Origin of the sequence: Bradymonas sediminis (genome assembly GCF_003258315.1) — a bacterium.
Lineage (GTDB): Bacteria > Myxococcota_A > Bradymonadia > Bradymonadales > Bradymonadaceae > Bradymonas > Bradymonas sediminis.
The window spans coordinates 2,896,058-2,919,429 of sequence record NZ_CP030032.1 but is presented as its reverse complement, the minus strand read 5'-3'; the positions used below and the strand labels follow the sequence as shown (position 1 = coordinate 2,919,429).

General features: G+C 62.0%; 12 protein-coding genes. 8 read left to right on the top strand and 4 right to left on the bottom strand.

Annotation, left to right across the window (positions count from 1 at the left end; genetic code table 11):
- Positions 1–239 precede the first annotated feature (239 nt).
- Positions 240–3,101 carry an ArnT family glycosyltransferase gene (locus tag DN745_RS10955; protein WP_111334785.1) on the bottom strand — a complete coding sequence of 954 codons (2,862 nt, stop codon included), beginning with the start codon at positions 3,099–3,101 and terminating at the stop codon, positions 240–242.
- 337 nt (positions 3,102–3,438) lie between these two features.
- Between DN745_RS10955 and DN745_RS10950 the strand changes: the two genes are divergently transcribed.
- Complete coding sequence (locus tag DN745_RS10950) at positions 3,439–4,710, top strand: hypothetical protein (protein WP_111334783.1); 1,272 nt, start codon at positions 3,439–3,441, stop codon at positions 4,708–4,710.
- 38 nt (positions 4,711–4,748) lie between these two features.
- Here the strand turns inward: DN745_RS10950 and DN745_RS10945 are convergent, their stop codons facing one another.
- The gene (locus tag DN745_RS10945; RefSeq protein WP_162687613.1) at positions 4,749–7,436 is read right to left on the bottom strand and encodes a CHAT domain-containing protein; all 2,688 of its coding nucleotides are present in this window, start codon (positions 7,434–7,436) and stop codon (positions 4,749–4,751) included.
- A gap of 331 nt (positions 7,437–7,767) precedes the next feature.
- On the opposite strand from DN745_RS10945, the gene DN745_RS10940 reads away from it, so the two are divergent.
- The 6 genes from DN745_RS10940 to kce all read left to right on the top strand — a co-directional run bounded on the left by DN745_RS10940 (position 7,768) and on the right by kce (position 17,802).
- The gene (locus tag DN745_RS10940) at positions 7,768–9,774 is read left to right on the top strand and encodes a choice-of-anchor D domain-containing protein (RefSeq protein ID WP_162687612.1); all 2,007 of its coding nucleotides are present in this window, start codon (positions 7,768–7,770) and stop codon (positions 9,772–9,774) included.
- 305 nt (positions 9,775–10,079) lie between these two features.
- Positions 10,080–12,086 (top strand): choice-of-anchor D domain-containing protein, encoded by a 2,007-nt coding sequence (locus DN745_RS10935; protein ID WP_162687611.1) that lies wholly within the window; start codon positions 10,080–10,082, stop codon positions 12,084–12,086.
- A 304-nt stretch (positions 12,087–12,390) separates the two neighbouring features.
- Positions 12,391–14,394, top strand: a complete 2,004-nt coding sequence (locus DN745_RS10930) for a choice-of-anchor D domain-containing protein (protein WP_111334775.1) — start codon at positions 12,391–12,393, stop codon at positions 14,392–14,394.
- Positions 14,395–14,758: 364 nt separating this feature from the next.
- Positions 14,759–16,363 (top strand): PKD domain-containing protein, encoded by a 1,605-nt coding sequence (locus DN745_RS10925; RefSeq protein ID WP_111334773.1) that lies wholly within the window; start codon positions 14,759–14,761, stop codon positions 16,361–16,363.
- Positions 16,364–16,540: 177 nt separating this feature from the next.
- Positions 16,541–16,933 (top strand): 3-aminobutyryl-CoA ammonia lyase, encoded by a 393-nt coding sequence (gene kal, locus DN745_RS10920; RefSeq protein ID WP_111334772.1) that lies wholly within the window; start codon positions 16,541–16,543, stop codon positions 16,931–16,933.
- Between the two features lie 53 nt (positions 16,934–16,986).
- Positions 16,987–17,802 carry a 3-keto-5-aminohexanoate cleavage enzyme gene (gene kce / locus DN745_RS10915; RefSeq protein WP_111334770.1) on the top strand — a complete coding sequence of 272 codons (816 nt, stop codon included), beginning with the start codon at positions 16,987–16,989 and terminating at the stop codon, positions 17,800–17,802.
- Here the strand turns inward: kce and DN745_RS10910 are convergent.
- Positions 17,785–18,813 carry an alpha/beta hydrolase family protein gene (locus DN745_RS10910; RefSeq protein WP_111334768.1) on the bottom strand — a complete coding sequence of 343 codons (1,029 nt, stop codon included), beginning with the start codon at positions 18,811–18,813 and terminating at the stop codon, positions 17,785–17,787. The genes kce and DN745_RS10910 overlap by 18 nt on opposite strands.
- A gap of 477 nt (positions 18,814–19,290) precedes the next feature.
- On the opposite strand from DN745_RS10910, the gene DN745_RS10905 reads away from it, so the two are divergent.
- Complete coding sequence (locus tag DN745_RS10905; RefSeq protein WP_133621765.1) at positions 19,291–20,202, top strand: hypothetical protein; 912 nt, start codon at positions 19,291–19,293, stop codon at positions 20,200–20,202.
- A 97-nt stretch (positions 20,203–20,299) separates the two neighbouring features.
- Here the strand turns inward: DN745_RS10905 and DN745_RS10900 are convergent, their stop codons facing one another.
- On the bottom strand, positions 20,300–23,170 hold the full coding sequence (locus DN745_RS10900) for a bifunctional uridylyltransferase/uridylyl-removing protein GlnD (protein ID WP_111334764.1): 2,871 nt from the start codon (positions 23,168–23,170) through the stop codon (positions 20,300–20,302).
- Between the last annotated feature and the right edge of the window lie 202 nt (positions 23,171–23,372).

The following is a 23,372-nucleotide window of genomic DNA, read 5'->3' as shown; positions in this document are numbered from 1 at the left end:
GCGGTCAAGCTACCCGTCGATCTTTTAGAGGCCGCCGGCCCAACGCCGGCCTGGCGGGTGGGCGATTCCAGAATCCCAAGCCGGCCACGCGCCTGTAAAAACTGTCGGCGGTCGATTAAATTCCCGTTCTATAAGGGGTTTTACGCCCGGTCGGGGCTGGCGCGGCGGCGGGGGAGGTGGGGTGAAGATGCCCCGAGACTCACCACAACGCCGCGCCCATTGGGGCCCCGGGCCCGGCGTCATCCGCCCACGATGAATTGACCCACGCGCACTCGGTTGTCTTTGTCCGATGCCTGCGCCGGGGTCACCTTCATGCGCTTGCTGCCGTTATAGAAGCCAAGCCAGATGGTGTAGACCCCGGGGGAGGCGTAGGAGTCGATGCTCAGTGAGTATTCGTCCTTGATGATGTCGCCGGGGAGCCAGAAATTCGTCGGGAACTCGCCGTTGACCGGGTCGTGGTCGCCGTGCAGACGGCTGCCGGAGCGGTCGACGTGCATGAAGATCTTCTGGGAGCTCGGGACCCGGCGTTTGGCGCGGAAGTAGAACGTCAACTTCGCGCTGTCGCCGCGGGCGAAGACCGGGAAGGAGCCATCGCTTGGTTTGCCGTCAATATCCCAGCCGATCATCTCCAGGGAGTTATCGAAGGTGGGGTGTCTGATTTTGCCCTTGTCTGCGAATTGCAGGGGGATGGGCGGGGTGAAGGTTTTGGGGTCTTCAATGATGGCGTCGGCGATATAATTTTGCTGCTCTTCGCCGTCCTCAAGTTGGTTGCTCACAAGCAGGAGTTTGCTCGATTTGGCGTCGAGCACGGGCAGGTTGCGCTTGAATCGGCCGCGGATATCGTAATTGACGGCGGCCAATTTATCGCGGGGGATAATGACGAAGTAGCGGGAGTCGCTGTCGAATTCTTTGACGAAGGCGTCGTTCTTCGAGATGGACTCAACATCGCTCAGATACACCGAGCCTTTGCTGCCGGAGATGCCGTAGCGATAGAGCTTTTCGCCGGGTTTGGCGATCTCGGTATAGGCCTCGAAGATGCCGCGCTCCGAGAGGTGGTGCGACTGGTCCGGGGCGAATTTATAGAGGAAGACGCCGGCGGTGAGCAGCGCGGCGAGCAAGACCCAGGCGGACCAGGTGGTCGGCAACTCGAAGAGCGCGGCCAGGCGGGCGAGCGGGCCGCTCTCTTGGCGGTAGGCGGCCTTGGCCTTGGCCTGCCGGTAGAAGGGGGCCTCGGGCGCGGCGTCGGGTGTGTTCGCGGCGCCGTCTTTGCGCGCGGCGCGCCAGTCGGCGAAGCGTTTGGGCGCGCTACGCAGGCTGCGCAGCGTGAGGCCGGCCCAGGAGACAAGCCCGAAATAGAAGGTGGCCAGCAGGATCATCCAGCCGTATTTGATGGCCTTGAGCGTCGAGCCGAAGGCGTAGTCCTCGGGCAGACCGAGCTCTTCTTGCATCGCCAGGTAGGGCTCCATGAAGCGGTCGGGGAAGCGCTCAAGGTCTTTCCCGAGCATCATGATGATGGTGATGGCCACAAATCCCATGGCGACGATCGTGAGGGATTCGAGGCGCGCGCGGGTAAAGAATTTGGCGTCGCCGAGCATCAGGCCGGCGCCCAGGATGATCGGAAGATATGCCGGGAAGTAGAAGTGACCAAAGGCCGACGCCAGCGCGACCACGGCGACGGTGATGAAGCTCCACACCAAGAGAAGGCGCTGCAGCGAGGTCGAGGCGGCCATGATGTTTTGCAGGGGCGCGTCGTCTTCGTCGTGCAGACGCGCGGCGCGCGCCAGGTAGCCGATGCCCAGCGGGGCGAGCGCCACCCAGGGGATAAGCGAGAAGCCGATCTCGCGGATCCACATGGCGAAATACATATGTTTTTCGGCCGGGCTGCTTCCGCTGAGGTGGTTCTCAAGAAGAAACGAGAAGAGCGGGATATTGCCGGCGATTTCGCCGTCGAGCATGCGCATGGGGTTGGCCGCGCCGTAGCTCTGGGTGATGACGCCGACGACGAGCGCGCACATCGCGAGCGCCAGCAGCATCGGGGCGCTAAAGAGAGCGCGACCGGCGCTGGATTTGCGCCCGATAAATGCGCCGGCGAGCAAGATGAATCCGGGGATAAGCAGCGCCATCCACTGCAAGACGTGGGGCAAAAAGAGGGTTTCGCCGGTGGCCGCGGCGCTGCGGTTCAGCCCCCACAAGACCACCGCGCCCGCGCCCGCCAGCGACGCCACGGCCAGTCCGATGTCGAGGCGCGACAGCAGCGACGAGACCCCGGATGGGTTCTCGCGCGCGCGCGCAACCTGCTCAAAGGGCAGCTCGGTGACGCAATAGGCGATGATGACCGCCAGGGGGCTGAGCAGGCCGAAATAGCGCTGCTCCAAAAAGGAGAGCGAGAGCATGACGCCGAGCGTGGCGCCCCACAGCCATCGTGCGCGCGCGGTTTCGCTGCGCGAGAGCTCGAAGAACGCCATAATCGAGGCGGAGCTGAGCACCACGAAGAGCATCTCACTGCTCAGGGTGTGCACGCCCAAGAAGATCGCGGGGGTGGTGGTGAAGGCCACGGCGCAAATCAGCGCGGTCCAGGTGTCGAAATAGCGGCGTATCCAGGCGAAGGTCGCCAAGATCAGCAAGAAGACAGCGACCGCAAATGGAAGGCGCGCCGACAGCTCAAGCTCGCCGATCTTATAGTCGCCGAGCTCGGCGGGTTCGCCCACGGTGGCCGCGAGGACCCATGTTTTGAGCAAGGGGCGCGCGACCGGTTTTCCGTCGAGGGTCGGCGTGACCCAATTGGGCTCAGGCGTTGCATCCGCGCTGCTTTTATGGTCCTCTGCCGGAGCATCGGCCTGGGCATTTTCTGGGGATTCGTCGGCCTCCGCGCCGCTCTCCACGCTCGCCGGAGCGTCTTGTTGAGCGTATTCGCGTGCGATGCGAATCTCATCGGCTTCCCAGGGTTTCCACACGCCCAGGCTCGATAATTGCCCGAAGATAAGCCCCGCGCAGGCCAGCGCTAAAATCGCAAGCGCGACCCAATGACCGGTGCGGGTGGACCACCAGGCTTGGAATCCCGGTCGTTCGGCTGTCTCTGGGGAATGTGTTGACTCTTTCACGTGATACCGCTGTGTACAAAGATAGAATTGCGACGGGCATTATTGCGTATTTATCGCAGGCCCAACGGGCCCCAATAGGGCGAGCTGCGAATCGGCGTATCGAGATAGCACATGGCTTCGCGGGGTTCAATTTGGCGCGGGCGCGGCACGATTTTTAGCGGCGCAGGCGAAGTTCGAGAATCATCGACTTTTTCGGAATTCTTTTGAATAAGCTCGATTTGAGATGCGTCAGAAGCTTTAGGAAGATGTTATTGTGAGCGAACTCGGGCGTCGCCCGTCCAAGCAAAATTTTCGAAGGTCTGCATTTTCATTGCAAATAGACTGCCAGGAGAAGGTCATGAAGCGCGTATATTGGATGATATTTTTGGTCGCGATGTTCGCGTTTGGGTTCGGCTCGGGGTGTTTGATCACCGACGGAAATAGCGCCGGCGGAGATTGCTGCGTGAATTACGAGAAGTGCGAGACCGTGTGCGACTTCACTGGCAACTGTCGGCAGTCCTGCTGGTTTGAGGAGCTGTGCTCCGACACCTGCGGCGGCGAGGCTGGGGAGCCCGGCGGCGAGGATTCCCTGGACTTTTGCTATCACGACGGCGATTGCGCCGGCGCCGAGATTTGCGTCAATAACCTGTGCCGCGTCCCGACGACCACCGAGCGCGGCGAGGCCGGGCTTTGCCAGGCGTGCCAAACCAACTCCGATTGCGCCGACCCGGACGCGCTTTGCGTGCTCCTTGGCGATGAAGATGCCGGCGGTGAGACGGTTTGCACCACGCCCTGCGGGTCGGGTTGTGGCGAAGGCTTTGAGTGCAAGACCATCGCTGGCTCGTCGCAATGCCTGCCGAAGGCCGACGCCAACGGCGTGCGAAGCTGCGCGAATGTCCCCGAGTTGGAGTGTGTGACGGCGCGCGATTGCGCGGCCGGCGAAAGCTGCGTCAATAACGAGTGTGAGGCGCCGGAGACCGCTGAGTGCAGCGCGAGCAATCCCTGCGCGACCGGTGAGACCTGCCGCCTTGGGGAGTGTGTCGAGGATAACGCGCCGGAGTGCGCGGACCGCAATGATTGCGCGACCGGGCAGACCTGTGAGTCCGGCGAGTGTGTGGGTGGCGACGAGACCTGCGTCTTCAATAGCGAGTGTGCCGAGGGCGCGATGTGCGTCAACGGAAAATGCTTCTCGGATTGCTCCGTCGACGAGGAGTGCGGCCGCTACGAATATTGCCGCCAGGGCCTTTGCCAGCCGTCGGAGTGCAGCGGCACCCAGGATTGCGCCGGTGACGAAGTGTGCGTCGACGCGATTTGCCAGCCCGCCTGTGACCCGAATACCAGCAGTGACTCCTGCGGCGAGGGTTATATCTGCGCCGACGGTGGTTTCTGCGACCGCGACCCGAACGTCGAGTGCCGCACCAGCGCGGAGTGCCTGCGCGCCGAGATCTGCATCGAAGGTCAGTGCGAGTCGCCCTGCACCTGCAACACGGATTGCGCCGGCGGCGAGGTCTGCAACCTCGACAGCGGCACCTGTGAGGTGCCGGCCGATGGCGGCCCCGAGAGCTGTGATAGCGTGTGCGACTGCGTGAGCGGCGAGCAATGTGTCGCCAATGAATGTGTCGCCGGCTGATCAACTTCGCCTCGGCGGGGGCTGGCAGCGCGCAGCCCTTAGCCCCCGCCGATCACCCGAAACGCCGCCCAACTCGCCGGGCTCATCCCGGCCTTTGACATCGCAACCTGCCCGCTCTGCAATGCCTGAGCGGGCGTTTTGCCGTCTGCGATGCCCCGATAAAAGGCCGCCATCAACTTCGATGTGTCGGCGTCCTCCACGCTCCACATACTCGCCACGACGCTGCTGCTGCCGGTGTAGAGAATCGCCCCGGCCAGCCCAAACGCCCCGGCGCCCAGCGTCTGCCAACCGCGCCCGGTGGTGCACCCGCTGAGCACCACCATCTCGGCGGCGGTGCGCCGGCTTAATAACTCGCCCAGGGTGACGATGCCGTCGTCGGGTTGCTCCGGGTCTCGGCTCAGCAGCAGGGCGGGTTGGTTGAACTCGAGGCCGGATTGCACGCTGGCGACCTGCAGGGAGCGGGCGTCGCTGATGCCGTGGGCGGCCACGTGGATGATGCCGTATTGGGTCAGGTCGGCGTTGCGCATCCAGCTCTCGGCCGCCATCTCTCCGACGCGCATCTCGACCTCGAAATCGCGGGCTCCAAGGCGGGTGTTGATGGCATCGAGTTCGGCGCGCGCGCCGGGCAATTTCGGGAAGACATCGCCCAGCGAGAACATCCCGGAGTCGGGCAGATTGGTGGCGAGCTTGAGAAGATCGATGGCGGCGCGGTCCAGGTTCGCGTCGCCGATAAGCAGGGTGCGCGTGGTGCTTGAGTCTGGTTGCGCGGCGGCTTTGCGCGCCATCAGGCGCTCGAACACGGCGCTTGAAGGTGTATAGGTCACGACCTGGTCGCGCATCAGATAATCGGGCTCGGCGCTGCGGGTGGGCCGGGCGAGCATCTCGAAGGGCAGGTCGTACAGCTTGCCGTCGGGCGCGATGATCAGTTGGTCGGCCGATTTAAGCAGGTCCTGGGCCGGGCCGATCAGCTCGACGTACAGGCGCTCGGCCAGCGCGCGTTGGCGCGCCGGGTCGGGCCGCTCGCCGAGCGTGCGAATAAACGCGTCGACCAGCGGGGCGATGTCTTCGCGCCCGGCCAATTGTCGCATCTTGATGCCCTGGTCGCTGATGACCCAGAGGTAGCTGCGCCGCGGCATGATGAGGTATTCGAGGAGGACGGTATTGGGCGCAAGTTGAGCCCCGACCTGGCGGGCGAGTGTGTTGGGGGAGCGCTTGCTCTGCGCGGTTTGGGCCGCGCGATGCGAAAGGTTGGAGCGCTGCGCCCTCGACCAATCCTCTAATTGGGCCAGGGCGCTCGCCGCGCGAGCGTGTTTCGACCCGGCGCGGCCGGGGCGAAGATGGGTTGAGTGGCGCGTGTTTGGGCGCGGCTCGGTGGCCAGGGCCGGGTCGACGTCGCCGTCCAGAAGGTCGAGCAATCCCCGCGCCTTGAGCGCGTTGGCCAGCACGAGGCTACGTTGATAATTCGCCTGCGTGCGCTGGGTTGTGTCGAGTCCGATATACGCGTCAACCAGCGCCATATAGACCTTGCGTTTATCGGCGAAGAACTCCTGGCGAAGGGCCGGGGTGGGGAGTCGCCCGCGCATCTCTTCGATGGCCCCGATGGCGGCCTGGAAATAGCGCTTTGCCGGCGTCAACTGCCCATGTTCGGCCAATAATTGCCCGCCCTCAAAACCCAGTCGCCAGTCCTCACCGTGCCAATCGTCGAAGTCGCCGTGGGCGCGAAGCGCATCGATGAGTAACGGGGACGCAGCGATGGTGCGGGTGGGGGAGGCGCGAGTCCAGGCGATGGCGTCGGCGAGGCGGCGGCGCCCGGCGGGTGTGGCGAGCAGGTGCTCAATATGAGAGTTCGTGACCTGACCGGCGATGGTCCGCGCCGGGCCTTGTGTGCCGGCTTGCTTCGGGGGCGCATCGACCTGCCCGAGGAGGCGATTTAATCGCTCAAATCTTGCCAGGTCCCGGGCCAGGGCGCGGGGATTCTCGGACGCGATATCGAGCGCGAACGCGCGCTCGAGCATCTCAATGGCCTGGTCGAGTTGGCCGCGTTCCACCGCGAAATCAAAGGATGCGCGCAGGGTCTGCGAGAGCGCTCCGAGGCGCCCGAAGTCGCGGTATTCACTGCGCGCAATATCGAGCAGCGCGCCGCGCCGAAGTGGCCGACCATCGGGGTCTTTTGCGTCGTGGAGGAGTCCGCGCTCCAGCGCCATCGCGTATAAATTGGCGAGGTCGCCGGCGTTTGGGTCGCGCAGGTTGCCGTGCATCGGGATGCGCGCGTTTAACCATAAGTGGTGGGCCCGTGTGGCCAGCGACACCGCGTGGGCGTCGGGGGGCGCGCTGGGCGAGGTTTGGATGTTTTGTCTCGCCGCTGCGGTTTCTTGGCGGGCGATGGCTTCGATAAGGAGCAGCTCGATCTGGCGGCGAAGTGAGTTGTGGGGGGCCAGGTTTGTCTGCGCCGCGTGTGCCTGCTGGGCGCTCAGCGCCCAATCACCGGCGCGAAGTCCGCACCAGGCAGCCAGCCACGCGGAGTCCCCAATTGGGGGTTCGAGCTGCGCGCAATCCGGGTCCGCTCCGGCGGCGTCGATGCGTGCGCGCAGGGCGCTAAGCCGGGCCGACGCATCGCCGTCGATTTGCAGATGATAAGCGGTGGGTGGGGCGCTTTGGGCGTGAGTGCGCGCCGCGCTCGGCCTCGAGCACCCGCTGGCGAATAGCGCCGTCAGCGCCAAGAGCATAGCGCAGGCTCCGGCGAATCGTTGAGGGCTTTCGAGGTGTGAGCACATCTTCATCTGCTGTTTTCTTAAGTGGAGATGGTGGACAGAAGGATACCACTGCTGAGGGCATTACGCACGAGAGAGGATGGGTCAATGGATGTCTAAATATTATATATATCCAGCCTATTTGCCGCGTATCTGCCAAAGTTGACTCATAAATCGCATCTCGATAGAATCCACGCATTCTTGGGTCTTTAAAGTGCCCAAAAGGTTTTTCGGCCGAGAATCTTAGCGAAAAAATATTCTGATGAGCGCGCTCGATAGGGGCATCATGCAACAACGGAGAAATAGTATGGCTCTTTTTGAGCGACGAAGCAGCATCTTGATTGGCATCGTGCTGGCCCTGAGTCTTGGGGTCGCCACGGCGTGCAGCGACGATGATGGCGGTACCGATAACAAGAACGAAAATATCAGCAGCAAAAAGCTCGGACAGGTTACGGCCACGCCGAACCCGATCACCTTTGAGACGGTCGCGCTGGGTGAGGAAACCAACGTCAACGTGTTGATTTCGAACTCCGGCGAGTCTGCGCTGCGCATTACTAATATTGCGCTGCGAGAGAACGTCGGCGCGCCGCCGCAGGATATGGAGGAGGAGTTCTTCAGAGAGGGCGACGGATGGGGCAAGCAAAACCTTAGCCTTGAGCCCGGCGCGACCCATATCGTGAGCGTGCGTTATAAGCCGGTGAACCAGAACCCGGACACGGGTTCGGTGCTTATCGAGAGTAACGACCCGAGCAATCCGCAATACGTGATTCCGATCACCACGCAGGGATTGGCGCCCAAGATCTTCTCGCCGGCGACGGTCTCCTTTCCGCGCGTGACGCCGCCGGGGCCGGACTCCTCGACCGAAGATGGTCCGTGGCGCGGTGCCTGGAAGATGACCCAGGTGCAGAATACCGGTGAAGCTCCGCTGACCATCAGCGAGATCGCGGTAAAAGGTAATAACTCGCGCTTTGACTTCTCGATCCCGCAGCCGACCGCTGAAGAGATCGCCGATGGCCTGGCGCCTGACCCCGACAACGACACCAAGCAGTGGCCAGCGGCGCTCGCGCCCAACGAGCGCTTCGACGTGCGCGTCTGGTTCGCGCCGGACACCAATAACCCCGAGAACGACGAACTTATCTTCAAGAGCGACGACCCGACGACCCCTGAATATTCGGTCAACCTGGTCGGAAATAGCGGCTCGCCGTGCATCGAGGTGTCGCCGGTGGGTGAGGTCGACTTCGCGCTCAGCTCGATCGGCAACGTCAGCCAGAAGACGGTCACCATCACCAACTGCAGCCCGAGCTCGAAGCTCAAATTGCAGGATATTGAGATGACCGACGATGGCGGCGGCGTCTTTGAGATTAAAGAGGGTAGCCTGCCGGTGGGCCTTCCCGAAGAGCCGTTTATCCTCGACGAGGGTGGGCGCGCGAACTTCGTGGTGACCTTCAGCCCGACCGACGAAGCCGCTTATACCGGCATGGTCCGCATCAAGAGCGATGACCCGTCGCAGTCCACGCTGGATCTGCCGCTCAACGGCCGCGGCACCAACAACGCCTGCCCGACCGCCGTCGCGACCGCCAAGGTCGTCCCCGGTGGACGCGCTGGCACCAGCATCCAGGCGCTGCCGCTTGAGACAATCCAATTCGACGGCACGGGAAGTAGCGATCCGGACGGCACCATCCAGCGCTATGAGTGGACGATTCTGTCGGCGCCGGCTGCATCCTCCTCGCGCATCCTGCCCAACGGCAGCGCGACCCCGGAGATGTTCATGGATATCAACGGTGAGTATAAAGTAGAGCTGAAGGTCTTCGATGACCAGAACACCGTTAGTTGCGGGGAGCCGGCGATCATCACGATTCTGGTGAACTCCGACACCGATATTCATATCCAGCTCACCTGGACCTCCAACGGTGTCCAAAACAACGACGTCGACCTGCATTATCTGCACCCCAGTGCAAGTCGCTGGGCGTCGAATGCAGGTGGTTGGGATTGTTATTATGGCAATAAGACCCCCAACTGGAACGTACCGGGTGGTAATCCGACCCTGGATATCGATGACCTCCAGGGGCCCGGGCCCGAGAATATTAGCCATTCGAACCTGGAGAACGTGACCTATAAGATCGGCGTTCACTATTTTAGTGACCATGGAAACGGCCCGGCATACGCGACAGTTGAGGTGCGTAACCGCGGTATCCTGACCTTCGCAGCGCGCGATAAGATGCTCACGCATAAGCAATTCTGGCTGGTCGGGTATTTGAACGGTCGAAGCCGCACGGTCGCCGCGGCGGACATCGTCACGCCTGATTATCCCTAAGTGACAGGGCGCCGGCGTGTTCCGATGCCCTGGTAGTTTAAGAAGGTTGAAGTGCGTAAAAGGAGAAAAGGGCACCCATTGGGTGTCCTTTTTTCGTGTGGCCCGAGCGTTCTACTCAGGCCACATTATAAGGACAAAAGCCCTAAAGTTGACTCAAAACAGCCCTCTCGATATAGTTCGCAATTCGGGAGCGCCTGCCTTTTCGATGCGCGGGCCGTTTCTTGAGCGCGAAATTAGATAATTGACGAATAAATATTGCAAATAACAGGCTCGACAAGGGCATCATGCAAAAACGGAGAAATAGTATGGCTCTTTTAGAGCGGCGAAGTACCATCTTGATAGGCTTATTGCTCGCCCTGAGCCTGGGTTTCACCGCGGGCTGCAGCGACGACGACACCAGTTCGGACGGCGGTGGCGGTGGTAGCATCGGCAGCAAAAAGCTCGGCCAGGTTTCGGCCACGCCCAACCCCATCACCTTCGAGACCGTCGCGCTGGGCGAAGAAACCAGCGTTAACGTGATGATCTCGAATACCGGTGAGTCCACACTGCGCATTAGCAATATCGCGTTGAAAGAGGACGTCGGCGCGCCCCCGCGCGATATGGAGCAGGAGTTTTTCAAAGACGGCGAGGGCTGGGGAGAGCAAACCCTCAACCTGGAACCCGGCGTCACGCATATCGTTCGCGTGCGCTATAAACCGGTCAATCAGAACCCTGACACCGGCGCGGTCCTTATCGAGAGTAACGACCCGAGCAACCCGCAATATGTCATCCCGGTCTCGACGCAGGGATTGGCGCCGAAAATCTTCTCGCCGGCGACCGTCTCCTTCCCGCGCGTGACGCCTCCGGGGCCGGGCTCCTCGGGGGACGGCCCGTGGCGCGGTGCCTGGAAGATGACCCAGGTGCAGAATACCGGTGAAGCCCCGCTGAGCATCAGCGAGATCAAGGTGAAGGGCAATAACTCGCGCTTTGACTTCTCGATCCCGCAGCCCACGGCTGAGGAGATCGCCGAAGGCCTGGCGCCTGACCCCGACAACGACACCAAGCAGTGGCCCGCCTCGCTCGCGCCGACCGAGAGCTTCGACGTTCGCGTCTGGTTCGCGCCGGACACCAATAACCCGGAGAACGACGAGCTCGTCTTCAAGAGTGACGACCCCACCAGCCCGGAATATTCGGTCAACCTGATCGGCAATAGCGGCTCGCCGTGCATCGAGGTGTCGCCGGTTGGCGAGGTCGACTTCGCGCTGAGCTCGATCGGCAACGTCAGCCAGAAGACGGTCACCATCACCAACTGCAGCCCGAGCTCGAAGCTCAAATTGCAGGATATCGAGATCACCGACGATGGCGGCGGCGTCTTCGCGATTAAAGATGGCAGCTTGCCCGCCGGTTTGCCCGCCGAGGAATTTGTCCTTGATGAGGGCGGGCGCGCGAACTTCGTCGTGACCTTCAGCCCGACCCAGGAAGCCGCTTATACCGGCATGGTCCGCATCAAGAGCAATGACCCGTCGCAGTCCACGCTGAACCTGCCGCTTAACGGCCGTGGTACCAATAACGCCTGTCCGACCGCCGTGGCGACCGCCAAGGTCACCCCGGGTGGACGCGCGGGCACCAATATCCAGGCGCTGCCGCTTGAGACCATCCAATTCGACGGCACTGGAAGTAGCGATCCGGACGGAGCCATTCAGCGCTACGAGTGGACGATCCTGTCGGCGCCGGCTGCATCTTCGTCGCGCATCTTGCCCACAGGCGACTCTAGCCCGACGATGTTCATGGATATCAACGGTGAGTATAAAGTGGAGCTTAAGGTCTACGATGACCAGAACACCGTTAGCTGTGGGGAGCCGGCGATCGTCACGATCCTGGTGAACTCCGAGACCGATATTCATATCCAGTTGACCTGGACCTCCAACGGCGTGGCCGACAATGACGTCGACCTGCACTACCTGCACCCGAACGGGAACCGCTGGGCGATTAACGCCAATGGTTGGGATTGTCATTGGAACAATAAGACGCCGAATTGGAACGTCCCCGGGGGCAACCCGACCCTGGATATCGATGACCTCAATGGTCCCGGCCCGGAGAATATCAGTCACTCCAACCTGGAGAACGTGACCTATAAGATCGGTGTTCACTACTATAGTGACCATGGCAACGGCCCGGCGTATGCGTCGATTGAGGTGCGAAACCGCGGTATCCTGACCTTCGCAGCGCGCGATAAGATGCTGCATAATGACCAGTTCTGGCTCGTGGGCCTGTTGAACGGTCGAAGCCGCACGGTCGCCGCCGTCGACCAGGTTACGGCGGGCTACCCGTAATGGCTCATTTGATCTGAGTGTTGCGTCGCCCTGCGGGTGAGCAACATTTAGACACCTCCAAAAGAAAAAAGGACACCCATTGGGTGTCCTTTTTTTGGTTATCGAAGCCTGCGATCAGCGCCAGTTTGCTAGGGCGAGGCCCCAAAGTTGACTCAAAAGTAGCGCCTCGATATAGTTCGCCCCGCGAGGGCGCCTGCTTTTTCGACGCGTGGGTCGTTTCTTGGTTGCGAAATCAGATATTTGGCAAAAACATATTGCAAATAACGGGCTCGACAAGGGCATCCTGCAGAATCGGAGAATAAGTATGGCTCTTTTAGAGCGGCGAAGTACCATCTTGATAGGCTTGTTGCTCGCCCTGAGCCTGGGTCTCAGCACGGGTTGCAGCGACGACGACGATGGGACCGACGGCGGTGGCGGAGGCATTGGCGGCAAAGAGATCGGCCAAGTCGCGGCGACGCCCAACCCCATTACCTTCGAGACCGTCGCCCTGGGCCAGGAGACCAGCGTCAACGTCATGATCTCGAACACCGGTGAGTCGACGCTGCGCATCACCAATATCGCGTTGAAAGAAGACGAAGGCGATCCGCCGCTCGATCGGGACCAGGAGTTTTTTAAGGACGGCGAGGGCTGGGGCGAGCAAAAGCTTAACCTGGAACCCGGCGTCACGCATATCGTTCGCGTGCGCTATAAGCCGGTCAATCAGAACCCCGACTCGGGCTCGATCGTCATCGAGAGCAATGACCCGAGCAACCCGCAATTTGTCATCCCTGTCTCCACGTTGGGGCTGGCGCCGCAGATCTTCTCGCCGGCGACGGTCTCCTTCCCGCGCGTGACGCCGCCGGGGCCGGGCTCCTCAGGGGACGGCCCGTGGCGCGGCGCCTGGAAGATGACCCAGGTGCAGAATACCGGTGAAGCTCCGCTGAGCATCAGCGAGATCAAGGTGAAGGGCAATAACTCGCGTTTTGACTTCTCGATCCCGCAGCCCACCCCGCAGGAGATCGCCGACGGCCTGGCGCCCGACCCCGATAACGACACCAAGCAGTGGCCCGCGACGCTTGCGCCGACCGAGAGCTTCGACCTGCGTGTGTGGTTCGCGCCGGATACGAATAACCCCGAAGACGACCAGCTTGTCTTCAAGAGTGACGACCCGAGTCGTCCCGAATATTCGGTCAGCTTGCTCGGAAATAGCGGCACGCCCTGCATCGAGGTCTCGCCGGTTGGCGAGGTTGACTTCGCGCTGAGCTCGATCGGAAACGTCACCCAAAAAACCGTGACCATCACCAACTGCAGCCCGAGCTCGAAGCTCAAAGTGCAGGATATCGAGATCACCGACGATGGCGGCGGGGTCTACGCGATTAAAGATGGAAGCCTACCCGCCGGTCTGCCCGACGACGAGTTCGTCCTCGACGAGGGTGCGCGCGCGAACTTCGTGGTGAACTTCAGCCCGACTCAGGAGGTATTATATCGGGGCGCGGTGCGCATTAAGAGCAACGACGCGTCCCAGGGCGTGCTGAACCTGCCGCTGAACGGCCGGGGCACCAATAATGCTTGTCCGACCGCCGTGGCGACCGCCAAGGTCAGCCCGGGTGGGCGCGCGGGCACCGATATCCAATCGCTGCCGCTTGAGACCATTCAATTCGACGGCAGCGCCAGCAGCGACCCGGACGGGAGCGTCCAGCGCTATGAGTGGACCATCCTGTCGGCCCCGGCCGCATCCTCGTCGCGCATCTTGCCCACGGGCGACCCGCGCCCGACGATGTTCATGGATATCAACGGTGAGTATAAAGTGGAGCTTAAGGTCTACGACGACCAGAACACCGTGAGCTGCGGGGAGCCGGCGATCGTCACCATCATGGTGAACTCCGACTCCGATATTCATATCCAGTTGACCTGGACCTCAAACGGTGGCGCGGACAATGACCTCGACCTGCATTATATGCACCCCAACGGAAGCCGCTGGGCGATGAACTCGAATGGCTGGGATTGCTATTATAATAATAAGACGCCCGACTGGAACGTCCCCGGCGGCAACCCGACCCTGGATATCGATGACCTTTACGGCCCCGGGCCGGAGAATATCACCCATAATAACCTGGAGGACGTGACCTATAAAATCGGCGTCCATCACTATAGCGACTATGGAAATGGCCCCGCCTACGCGAGCGTCGAGGTTCGTAATAACGGTGTGTTGACCTATGAGGCGCGCGATAAGTTGCTGACCAATGACCAATTCTGGCTTGTCGGTTTTCTGGGCGGGACCAACCACACGGTGGTGCCGGCCGACACCGTCACCGCTGGCTATCCCTAAGCTAAGGCGACGATGCACGGAGCGTCGCTGTTTATAGCGGCGGCTGGCTCGTATGCGAATCAGGAAGGACACCCGAGAGGGTGTCCTTTTTTATGAGTTTGAGCCTTGTGGGGAAAACTAGTATCCATGGGGAGTTCCCGAATTCATCGTGACTAAATATTTCAGCGAATAACTTGGGGGCGCACGTTTGCTGCGCCGGTCTTCGAAGACGAAGGCGAACGCTGACAAATAACGTTCAATTTTATCGACTGGCGATATGAATCGACCCTATAAAATAGTGAATTCGCAGCCTTTAAATCTAATCTTGCGGGGCGTCCTTTGCGCTCTGGTTCTTGGCATTTTCGCCTGCAGTGATGATGCATCGGTGGAGGGCCTGTCAGAGGAAAACGCCGACGCCTGGTTGGACGAGGAGCGTCTGGAGGATGTCAGCACGATCACTCTTTCTCCCCAGATCGAATCCGCCGACACGGTCGCCTTCCCCGCCGTCGAGCCCAACTACCGGCCGGATTTTGACCGATGGGCGCGGGCCTGGAAGATGACGCGGGTGCGAAACGTTGGTGAGGCGCCGCTACGGATCGAGGATATTAGGATACGGGAGCAGGAGGGTTCCAAATTTGATATTTCGATTCCGCAGCCGACCGACGCGGAGATCGCTCAGGGCATCGAGCCAGACCCTTCAAATGACACCACGGAATGGCCCGAGCTGCTCGCCCCGAATCAGGAGGTTGAGCTGCGCGTATGGTTTGCTCCGCAGACGCGTGAACCCGAATCTGGCGAGTTGATTATCGTGTCGAATGACCCGCATCAGCCGGAGTATTTGGTTGCTTTGCAGGGGAATTTCGGCGCGCCATGCATCGTGGTGAGCCCGGTCGACGCGCTGGAGTTTCCGCAGACCTCGGTCGCTCAACAGGCGCGGCAGATCGTCAATATTGAGAATTGTAACGCGCTAACAACCCTCACGTTGACGAGCGTCGCGCTCACCGACGACGGCGATGCTGCTTTTGAGATCACTGACCGCGGTCGCTTCAATGATTCGCCCGGTGAAGAAATGACGCTCGACGGTGGCGAGGTCGCGCAATTTGAGGTGACGTTTCGCCCGGGCGAAGAGCGGGAGTATGAGGGAGCGCTGAAGATCGAGACCGGCGAGGACTCCCTAGAGGACGTGGAGCTTCAGCTCAGCGGTCGCGGCATCACCGACGCCTGCCCGAGCGCCGTCGCCACCGCGACCATCCTGGACGACGACACGAGCGTCCCCGGCGACGTGCTTGATGTGCCGGTGATGGCGACGGTGCAATTAGACGCATCCGCGAGCAGCGCGCCCGGGGATGGAGCGCTGGACTACGAGTGGACGCTCCTGTCGAGCCCGGGCTCCTCTTCCATGCGCATCGAGGGCGCCGGGGAGGCGCGCGCGACCCTGGTCACGGATCTCATCGGTGAGTACAAGATCGCGCTGCGGGTCTATAACGCGCAGGGCGCCGTCAATTGCGGCGAGCCCGCGGTGATCACGCTCAACGTGCACCCTGCCTCTGATGTCCATATCCAACTGACCTGGCGCGGCCTCAGCCCAGGCGTCGGCGGCGATATGGACCTTCATTATCTTCACCCCAACGGCTATCGCTGGGATTCGGCCGCTGAGGGGTGGGATTGTTATTACAGAAATTCAACCCCCAATTGGAACGTCCCCAGTGGGTCACCGGCCCTTGTCGCCGAGAGCAATGAGAGCCCGGGACCCGAGGCGATCAGGCACTCCAACCTGGAGGAAGTCTTTTATAAGATTGGCGTGCACTATTATAGCGACCATGGAGCAAGTCATGCCGACGCGACGGTTGAGGTCTTCTCCGGGGAGAGGCTGATTTACGCCGCACAGGATCAGCGCCTGACGAATCGACAATTCTGGCTGGTCGGGCTTCTCAATGGCGCGGACCATACGGTGGTTCCGGTAGACCAAATCACCCCGGGTTTTCCCTAATAAATAGCGCGCCTATCGGACAAAAGGACACCCCCTCGGGTGTCCTTTTGTCGTTGTTGGCGAAAGGCGCATTGCTTAAAAGGGCAGGTTTTATAAGATGCCGGGGCAAGCGCGGGTTCGCAGCGCGCGCTCCCCGAGGCGCGGGAGCTTTTGGCTATTATAATAGAGGAGATAGAGATGAGTGAAGAAGTGATGATTCGCCTTCGGGTGGGAATGGAGCTCGCGCATTACGCCGGTGACCTTGTGGACGGCGCGTTCGCGCTCAAGCTATTTGGCGACGTCGCCACCGAGCTTTTGATCCGCCAGGACGGCGACGAGGGGCTGTTTCGCGCCTATGATTCGGTCGACTTTTTGGCGCCGATTCGCGCCGGGGACTTTATCGAGGCGGTCGGTCGCATCACCCACGTCGGCAACACCAGCCGCAAGATGGAGTTCGAGGCGCGCCGGGTGATCGAGCTGAGCGGCAACGCCGACCAGCCCTCGCAGGCGCGCGTGCTCGACGAGCCCGTGGTGGTGTGTCGCGCCAGCGGAACCTGCATTGTGCCCAAAGAGCTTCAGTCCAAGGGCTGAGACCACGGCGGCATCTGCCCCAACTTCCATTCCTGACTCAAAGGAGACCTGCGATGACGCAGCCACTGATTATCACCGCCGCGGTCAACGGCGCCGAGACTATGCGCGAGCATAACCCGAACGTGCCTTATACCCCCGAGGAGATCGCGCTGGAGGCGGTGCGCTGCCGCGAGGCCGGCGCGAGCATGGTGCACGTGCACGGGCGCGAGGACGACGGCACGCCCACCCAGGCGCGCGGCGCATTCGCCGAGATTCTCACCGAGATCCGCGAGCGCAGCGATATCCTGGTGCAGTTTTCGACCGGCGGGGCGGTCTGGATGTCGGTAGAGGAGCGCATCGAGGCGCTTGATCTGCGCCCCGATATGGCGACGCTGACCACCGGGACGGTCAACTTTGGCGAGGATGTCTTTCAGAATTCTCTGCCCCTGATTCGTACGATCGCCGAGCGCCTCAATCAATATTCGGTGCGCCCCGAGATCGAGATCTTCGACACCGGCATGGTCGACACCGCGCTGCGCCTTGTTAAAGAGGGCCTGCTCGCCGGGCCGCTGCATTTCGACTTTGTGCTCGGCGTGCCGGGTGGGATGGGCGGTCGCCCGGAGAATCTCGACTTTTTGGTCGGTATGATCCCCGAGGGCAGCACCTGGACGGTGGCGGGCATCGGTCGCTATGAATTAGCGCTGGCCAAAAAGGCCATCGATATGGGCGGGCATGTGCGCGTGGGGCTCGAGGATAACGTCTTCGTCAGCAAGGGCGTCTTAGCCAAGGGCAGCCATGAATTGGTCGCCCAGGTGGCCGAATATGCCCGCGCGCGGGGCCGCGAAATCGCGACCCCCGCCATCGCTCGCGAGTTATTGAGTCTTGGCTAAAAAGCTGTCTAAGCGTTCGAAGGCGTCGGCGATGGCCAGGCGGATCTCCTCGCCGTGGAGCAACCAGCCGGTTGTGTGCCCGCCGCCCATCCAGCGCAGCTCCGAGCCCTTCCAATGATTATAGAGGGCGCGGGGCTGCTCGATCGGGATGAACTCGTCATTCGTCACGCCCAGAATCACCGCAGCCTCGGGGGCGACCGGCGCGTTATGCTCGCTGAGCGCGAGGGCCGCGAAGATCCGCTGGAGCATCATCTCGGCGGCTTCGATGCCGCCGGCTTCGTCGGCGAGCGTCTTCCAATCCACCATTTTCCGAAGCGGGCTGTCGATCAGGGTCGCGGCCGCGGTGTCGCCGGACGCGCAGGGGATCGCGGCCAGGGCGAAGGGCATGGTCTGCGCCGCAAACCCCGCCATAAATCCACCCATGCTATAGCCGGTCACGCCGACGCGCTCGAACCCCTCCTGGCGCAGCCAATGCAGCAGCGCGCGGGTCTCGTGGATCGTCGCCAGGTTCATCAAGAATTGGTCGACCAGCCGGCGCAGGCGCGTCTGCTGCTGTCCGCGCGGGCGGCGATGCCCGTAATAGGGGTTCTCTAAAATGATCGCGCCGATGCGCTTTGCCGGGTCCTCATGCTTAAGCAGCGGTTTTGCCAGAAATCGCCGCGCGGCATAGGTCGAGTCGCCGGTCCCTGCCAGGTGCACACACATCCCCGGGCGCGGCGCGTCAAAGGCGTCGGCGGGCAATAGCATCTGGAAATTCGCGGTGCGCACTTCCGGCGGCAGCGGCAACTCTCGGCTCGGGCTGCGGAACCAGCCCGTCAGCGTATGCGACCCGTCCAGGTGGCGCTTGGAGCCGGTCCAATGCATCTCAATCTCGGCGGGCGCCTCGAAGTGGCGGCTCTGCTCGACCAGTTGATTGATCAACTCGGGGTCCCCAAAACCCTGATAAAATAATTTTGGGATGCCCGTCGCCGCAGCGACGACTCGATCCGCGAATCGGTCGATGAATTCCATGTCTCTCCTCGCGAAAATCAGTCGCGTACTGTCGATAGATCGATGGATATAATAAGCGATTTATTGCCCATAGATTTTAGGTGCTGCGGATGCGATTGCGCAAACGCTTCGGGCGCAGCCGTCCATCACTTACCCGAAATTCCCCATTTTAGACACGAGATTCCTCCTCCGGGCGGGCGTGGCTCCGCGCGGGCGCCGTGCCACCAGTGAACAATCGTGGCGCGCGTTTATTTCTAGTTGGGCGCAAACAAACCCGCGGCCCCAGGGTGATTGCGCGGTATTGGGGAGGGGGTTGGGCGTTATTTTTGTGTTTAAGTGTATGATTTTGTTGACTTTATCTGTGCGCGCCTTTCTTTACGGTGTATGAGTTTGGTCACCGTGCCTGCCAAATGGTGGGTAGGGTGGGAGGGAGTTGTAAAACGGCGCAACCGAACTCGGTGTCTTTGTCTCGCGTTGTAAAACCCAGGGAGGTTCAGCATGAGCAACTTAATGAAGCGCGCACTCGTTCTCATCGCGACGTTCACGCTCGCCGGCGCGGCGGTCGGTTGCGACAGCAATCGATCGAGTCTCGACGGTCAGCCGGGATTTGAGAGTTCCGAAAATATCGAGCAACAAGACAATATGGGGCAGGCTGAGGTCGACGATCAATTCGGCGGCCTCGCCCAACAGGAGGGCCAGGGGGTCGATTCACCGCAAGCGGTCCCGGTAGACCCGGGCCAGCCGGTCACGCCTGACCCCGGCCAGCCCGCCACTGCCGAGGCTGAGCAGCCGGGCGCGATGCCCGAGCAGCCCATCGCTGACCCCACAGAGATGGCCGAGGCCGACTCTCCGGACCCGCAGCCGGAGGCCGCGGACAACGCCGAGGCCCAGGACGAGATGGCCAGCAATACCGAGAGCGCCGACGAGCCGGAGGATAGTCGGATCAAGCAAACTCGAGAGTCGGTGTCCTCCTCGCTTGGTATCCCGGCCTCTGCGGTCATCGTCGCCGCCGAGGACCGCGAGAAGATCATGAGCGCCGAGGAGGAGTTTGAGCGCGAAGCCCGCGTCACCGCCAGCACGGTCGAGAAATACCTCGACCAGGTGGACTCCTCATCGTTGGATGACAGCCAGAAAGAGGCTTATCAGGAGCTGCAGACCAGCATCACGACCCTGGACACTGACCTCGACCAATTCGCGATGAGCGAAGCCGAGCAGCGCGACGATATGAAGTCGCAGATCGAGGAGCACCTGAGTAGCATCGACAAGAATTGGAAGAGCATCCTGGATCGGGTCGACTTTAGCGACTCCGCGATCGGCGGTGGACCGGAGGAGGGGCAGGATGATTCCAGTGACCTGCCGGAGTTCGACGATTCGGCCGAGCAGCCGATGGAGGACAATAAAACCTACTGACGTCGGGGGACGACGTTGCAGCAATCGTGCTTAGATAGGGACGGCCGCCATCTTCTTCAGGGTGAAGAAGATGGCGGCCATTTTTGTGCGCGCCCGCTTAGTTCTCCTGCGGCGGGTCGTCCAGGTAGGGCGAGTTCTCGATGGTCTCGTAGAGCGCGTTGACGATGTCGGCGGTCTGGCGGTCCGTGAGTTTTCCGCCGTAGGCCCCCTCGACATAGAAGGTGTCGATGATCTGATTGCCGAGGCTGTCGATCTTTGAGACGTGGGTGCTCAGGCCGTTTTCCCACAGGGTGCGCGCGATCTCGTAGAGCAGGCCGACGCGGTCCGGGGCGCGGATTTCGATGACGGTGAAGCTGTCGCTGATATCCTGGCGCGCGTCGACCAGGGTGCGCACCGGCGGGGTGGGGCGCGGCTCCAGGCGTGTCTGGGCGATGCGTTTTTTAAGCAGCGTTTCGACCGAATTGCCCGATGCGAGAGTCTCAACCAGGGTCTGGGCGACGCGCTCCAGGCGCGCGGGGTCGGCGGGCGCCTGGGCTTCGCGCTGCGAGAGCAGCAGGGCGAGCGGGGCGCCCTGGCTGACCTGGAAGATGTCGAGGGTGCGCCCGCTGGCGGTCGTCACGATCTCGGCGGCCATAATATTGAGCCCCGACGCGCTGATGACCCCGGCGATCTTTGCGAGTGTGCCCGGTACATCGTGGGCGCAGATAATGATTTCGGTGACGCCGCGGTCCACCAGCGGGGTGCACATGACCTCGGGTTTGTCCGAGGCTGCGGCCCGCCGATAGGTCTCGAATTGGCGCAGCAATTCCTCGGTCGGGGCGGTGGCGAAGTGGTCGGTGGGGACGTCGCGCACGAACGCGTCGAGCTCGCTTCGAAGTTGGCCGGCCGAGGGGCGCCGGGCCTTCGGGGCGCCATCTTCGGCGCGCTCGGCGTCGGTTCTTTGCAAGAGCTCCACCAGCGCTGCGCGCTGCTGCTCGACCAGGGTCTCGTGGTCTCGCCACAGGCTCTCCAGCCCGTTCTCGATGACGTGGCGCAGCCGGTGGTAGAGCTCGCTGATGAGCGCGGCGTTCCAATCGGTCATGATATTGGGGCCGACGGTGGCCATATCGCAAAAGGTCAGCGCGGTGAGCTCATTGAGCGCCTCGACCGTGCGCAGGCGCGCGGCCAATTCGCGCACCACGCGCGAGTCCGACAGGTCGCGCCGGCGCGCGGTGTCCGACAGCGAAAGATGCTCGCGTACCAGGAACGCCAACCGGTCGATATCGCCCCAGTTGAGCCCCAGGCGCCGGCCGATATCGTCCATCATCTCGGCGCCGCGCCGGCTGTGGTCGCCGCCGCGATTCTTGCCAATATCGTGGAAGAGCGCCGCCAACAAGAAGACCTCCTTGCGCTTGACCTGCGCGCCGATGCGCCGGAAGAGCTGCCAATGCTCGGCCTCGGTATCGGCCGCGCCCGAGACAAGCTTGCGCGCTTTCTCCAGGCATTTTAGCGAGTGAATATCGGTGGTGTAGATATGATAGACATCGTGCTGCACGTGGCAGACGATGGGCTCGAACTCCGGGATAAGCTTGGTCAGAATACCGTTCTCAAGCAGGCGGCGCGACGTGCGCGGCGAAGTGTGCGGGTCGGTGAGCAGATGATAAAGTCGCCGGCAAATCTCGCGGTCATTTCGCTGGGCCTCGCCCCAGGTCTCGACGCTCTGGGCGATGCTCAATTCGAGCACCGGCCCGAGCATGGCATCATGCTCTGCGGCAAGCTCCAGCGCGTCGAAGACGGCGTCGGGGGACAGCTCGCGCTCCGGGGTGATGAGCCGGGTTTGGGCGTCTGAGGGGTCGAGCGGGTCGGGGTTGATATAATATGATTTGAGCCCGAGCTGCCCGTTGATAAGCCCGAAGAGGTGGTTGATCTCGACCTCCTCGCCGCCCTCAAGAAGTTGCCAGCGGCGCAAAAAACGCTGGGCGACCATGCTGATGGCGCGCGCCTCGCGGTAGTGGCGCCGCATCAGGCTCTCGGCGCGGGTGGCGCGGTCGCTCGGCGACAGGTCGGCCAGATCGGCCGTGCTCGACTCCTCCAGGGTCCCCTCGCCCAGGTCATCTTCTTCCAGAAGAATCGCGGCGATCTTTTCCTGGTCGGGGAAGGTCAGGCGGTCGTTTTTTCGGCCATGATTGAGGTGCAAAATATTGCGCAGCCCGAGGATCCACCGAAGCCCCTCGCGGTAGACCTGGCGAAACTCCTCGGTCCAGCCGACCTCGGGATAACTCTCCTCGCCCGGCGAAAATTGCCAGCGCACCCGCCCGGCCCAGTGAATGCAATTGAGGTCGCGCAGCCCGCCTTCGCCGGATTTGATATCGGGCTCGAGCAAATAGATCGTCTTGCCGTTTCGTTTGGTGCGCGCCCGGTAGCCCTGCATCAGGGTCTCGACAAATTCGATGCCCTCGTCCTGGGCGCGCAGATACTCGGCGGCCTCCGGCCCGCGCACGCTCTCCCAGGCGATCTCGTCGGCCCCGCGCCCGCGCTGGCCGTCGAGCAGGCGCGCGTCGAGCACCGAGATGGGCGTGCGCAGGTCGGACTCGAATTCCTGGCGGGTCTGCGCCGGAGTGCGCACCGCGTGACCGAGCTTGAGGCGCGCGTCGCGGCACCAGGTCATAAAGCGCTCGATGGCGTGGTGGAACTCGGGGTCTTCGAGCAGCTCGGGGCGCCCCACCTCGATGACCAGGTCGATATCGCTCTCCAGCGCCATCTCCCGGCGCCCGTAGCTCCCCACGGCGAGCAGGGCGGTCGCGTCAAAGAACGCGGGCGTGGCCGCGCCGCGCCAGACTTCCAGCAGGAAGGCGTCGGTGCTCGCCGCCAATTGCTGCGCGATGACCAGGCTATCCTCGCCTTCCAGCGCCGCCTGGCCCCAGCGTTCGCGAATGCGTAAAAAACTCTCGGTGATGCGCTGAATCGTTTGTGGGGTCTCGGAGATCATCGCGTCGCGGCTCGTGGGTCAGTGAGTTTCGTGCGTAAATGCATGCGGTATCTTCGCTGCAAGGAGAAAACTTGGGATGTTGGAATTCGCCCGTCGATTCGATAGGGTGCGCGGGTTATACTCGGCAGCGAGGGCTTTCGCATCGCCGCGCGCACCATGCGCCGGTTCGCTCCCATTTTACTCGATAAAACGACATTACCTT

Excerpts from the sequence above, each read along its gene's own strand:
- kce (WP_111334770.1), top strand. The coding sequence starts at position 16,987 with ATGACGCAGCCACTGATTATCACCGCCGCGGTCAACGGCGCCGAGACT.
- DN745_RS10900 (WP_111334764.1), bottom strand. The coding sequence starts at position 23,170 with ATGATCTCCGAGACCCCACAAACGATTCAGCGCATCACCGAGAGTTTT.
- DN745_RS10905 (WP_133621765.1), top strand. The coding sequence starts at position 19,291 with ATGAGCAACTTAATGAAGCGCGCACTCGTTCTCATCGCGACGTTCACG.
- DN745_RS10935 (WP_162687611.1), top strand. The coding sequence starts at position 10,080 with ATGGCTCTTTTAGAGCGGCGAAGTACCATCTTGATAGGCTTATTGCTC.
- DN745_RS10940 (WP_162687612.1), top strand. The coding sequence starts at position 7,768 with ATGGCTCTTTTTGAGCGACGAAGCAGCATCTTGATTGGCATCGTGCTG.
- DN745_RS10945 (WP_162687613.1), bottom strand. The coding sequence starts at position 7,436 with ATGCTCTTGGCGCTGACGGCGCTATTCGCCAGCGGGTGCTCGAGGCCG.
- kal (WP_111334772.1), top strand. The coding sequence starts at position 16,541 with ATGAGTGAAGAAGTGATGATTCGCCTTCGGGTGGGAATGGAGCTCGCG.
- DN745_RS10930 (WP_111334775.1), top strand. The coding sequence starts at position 12,391 with ATGGCTCTTTTAGAGCGGCGAAGTACCATCTTGATAGGCTTGTTGCTC.
- DN745_RS10910 (WP_111334768.1), bottom strand. The coding sequence starts at position 18,813 with ATGGAATTCATCGACCGATTCGCGGATCGAGTCGTCGCTGCGGCGACG.
- DN745_RS10950 (WP_111334783.1), top strand. The coding sequence starts at position 3,439 with ATGAAGCGCGTATATTGGATGATATTTTTGGTCGCGATGTTCGCGTTT.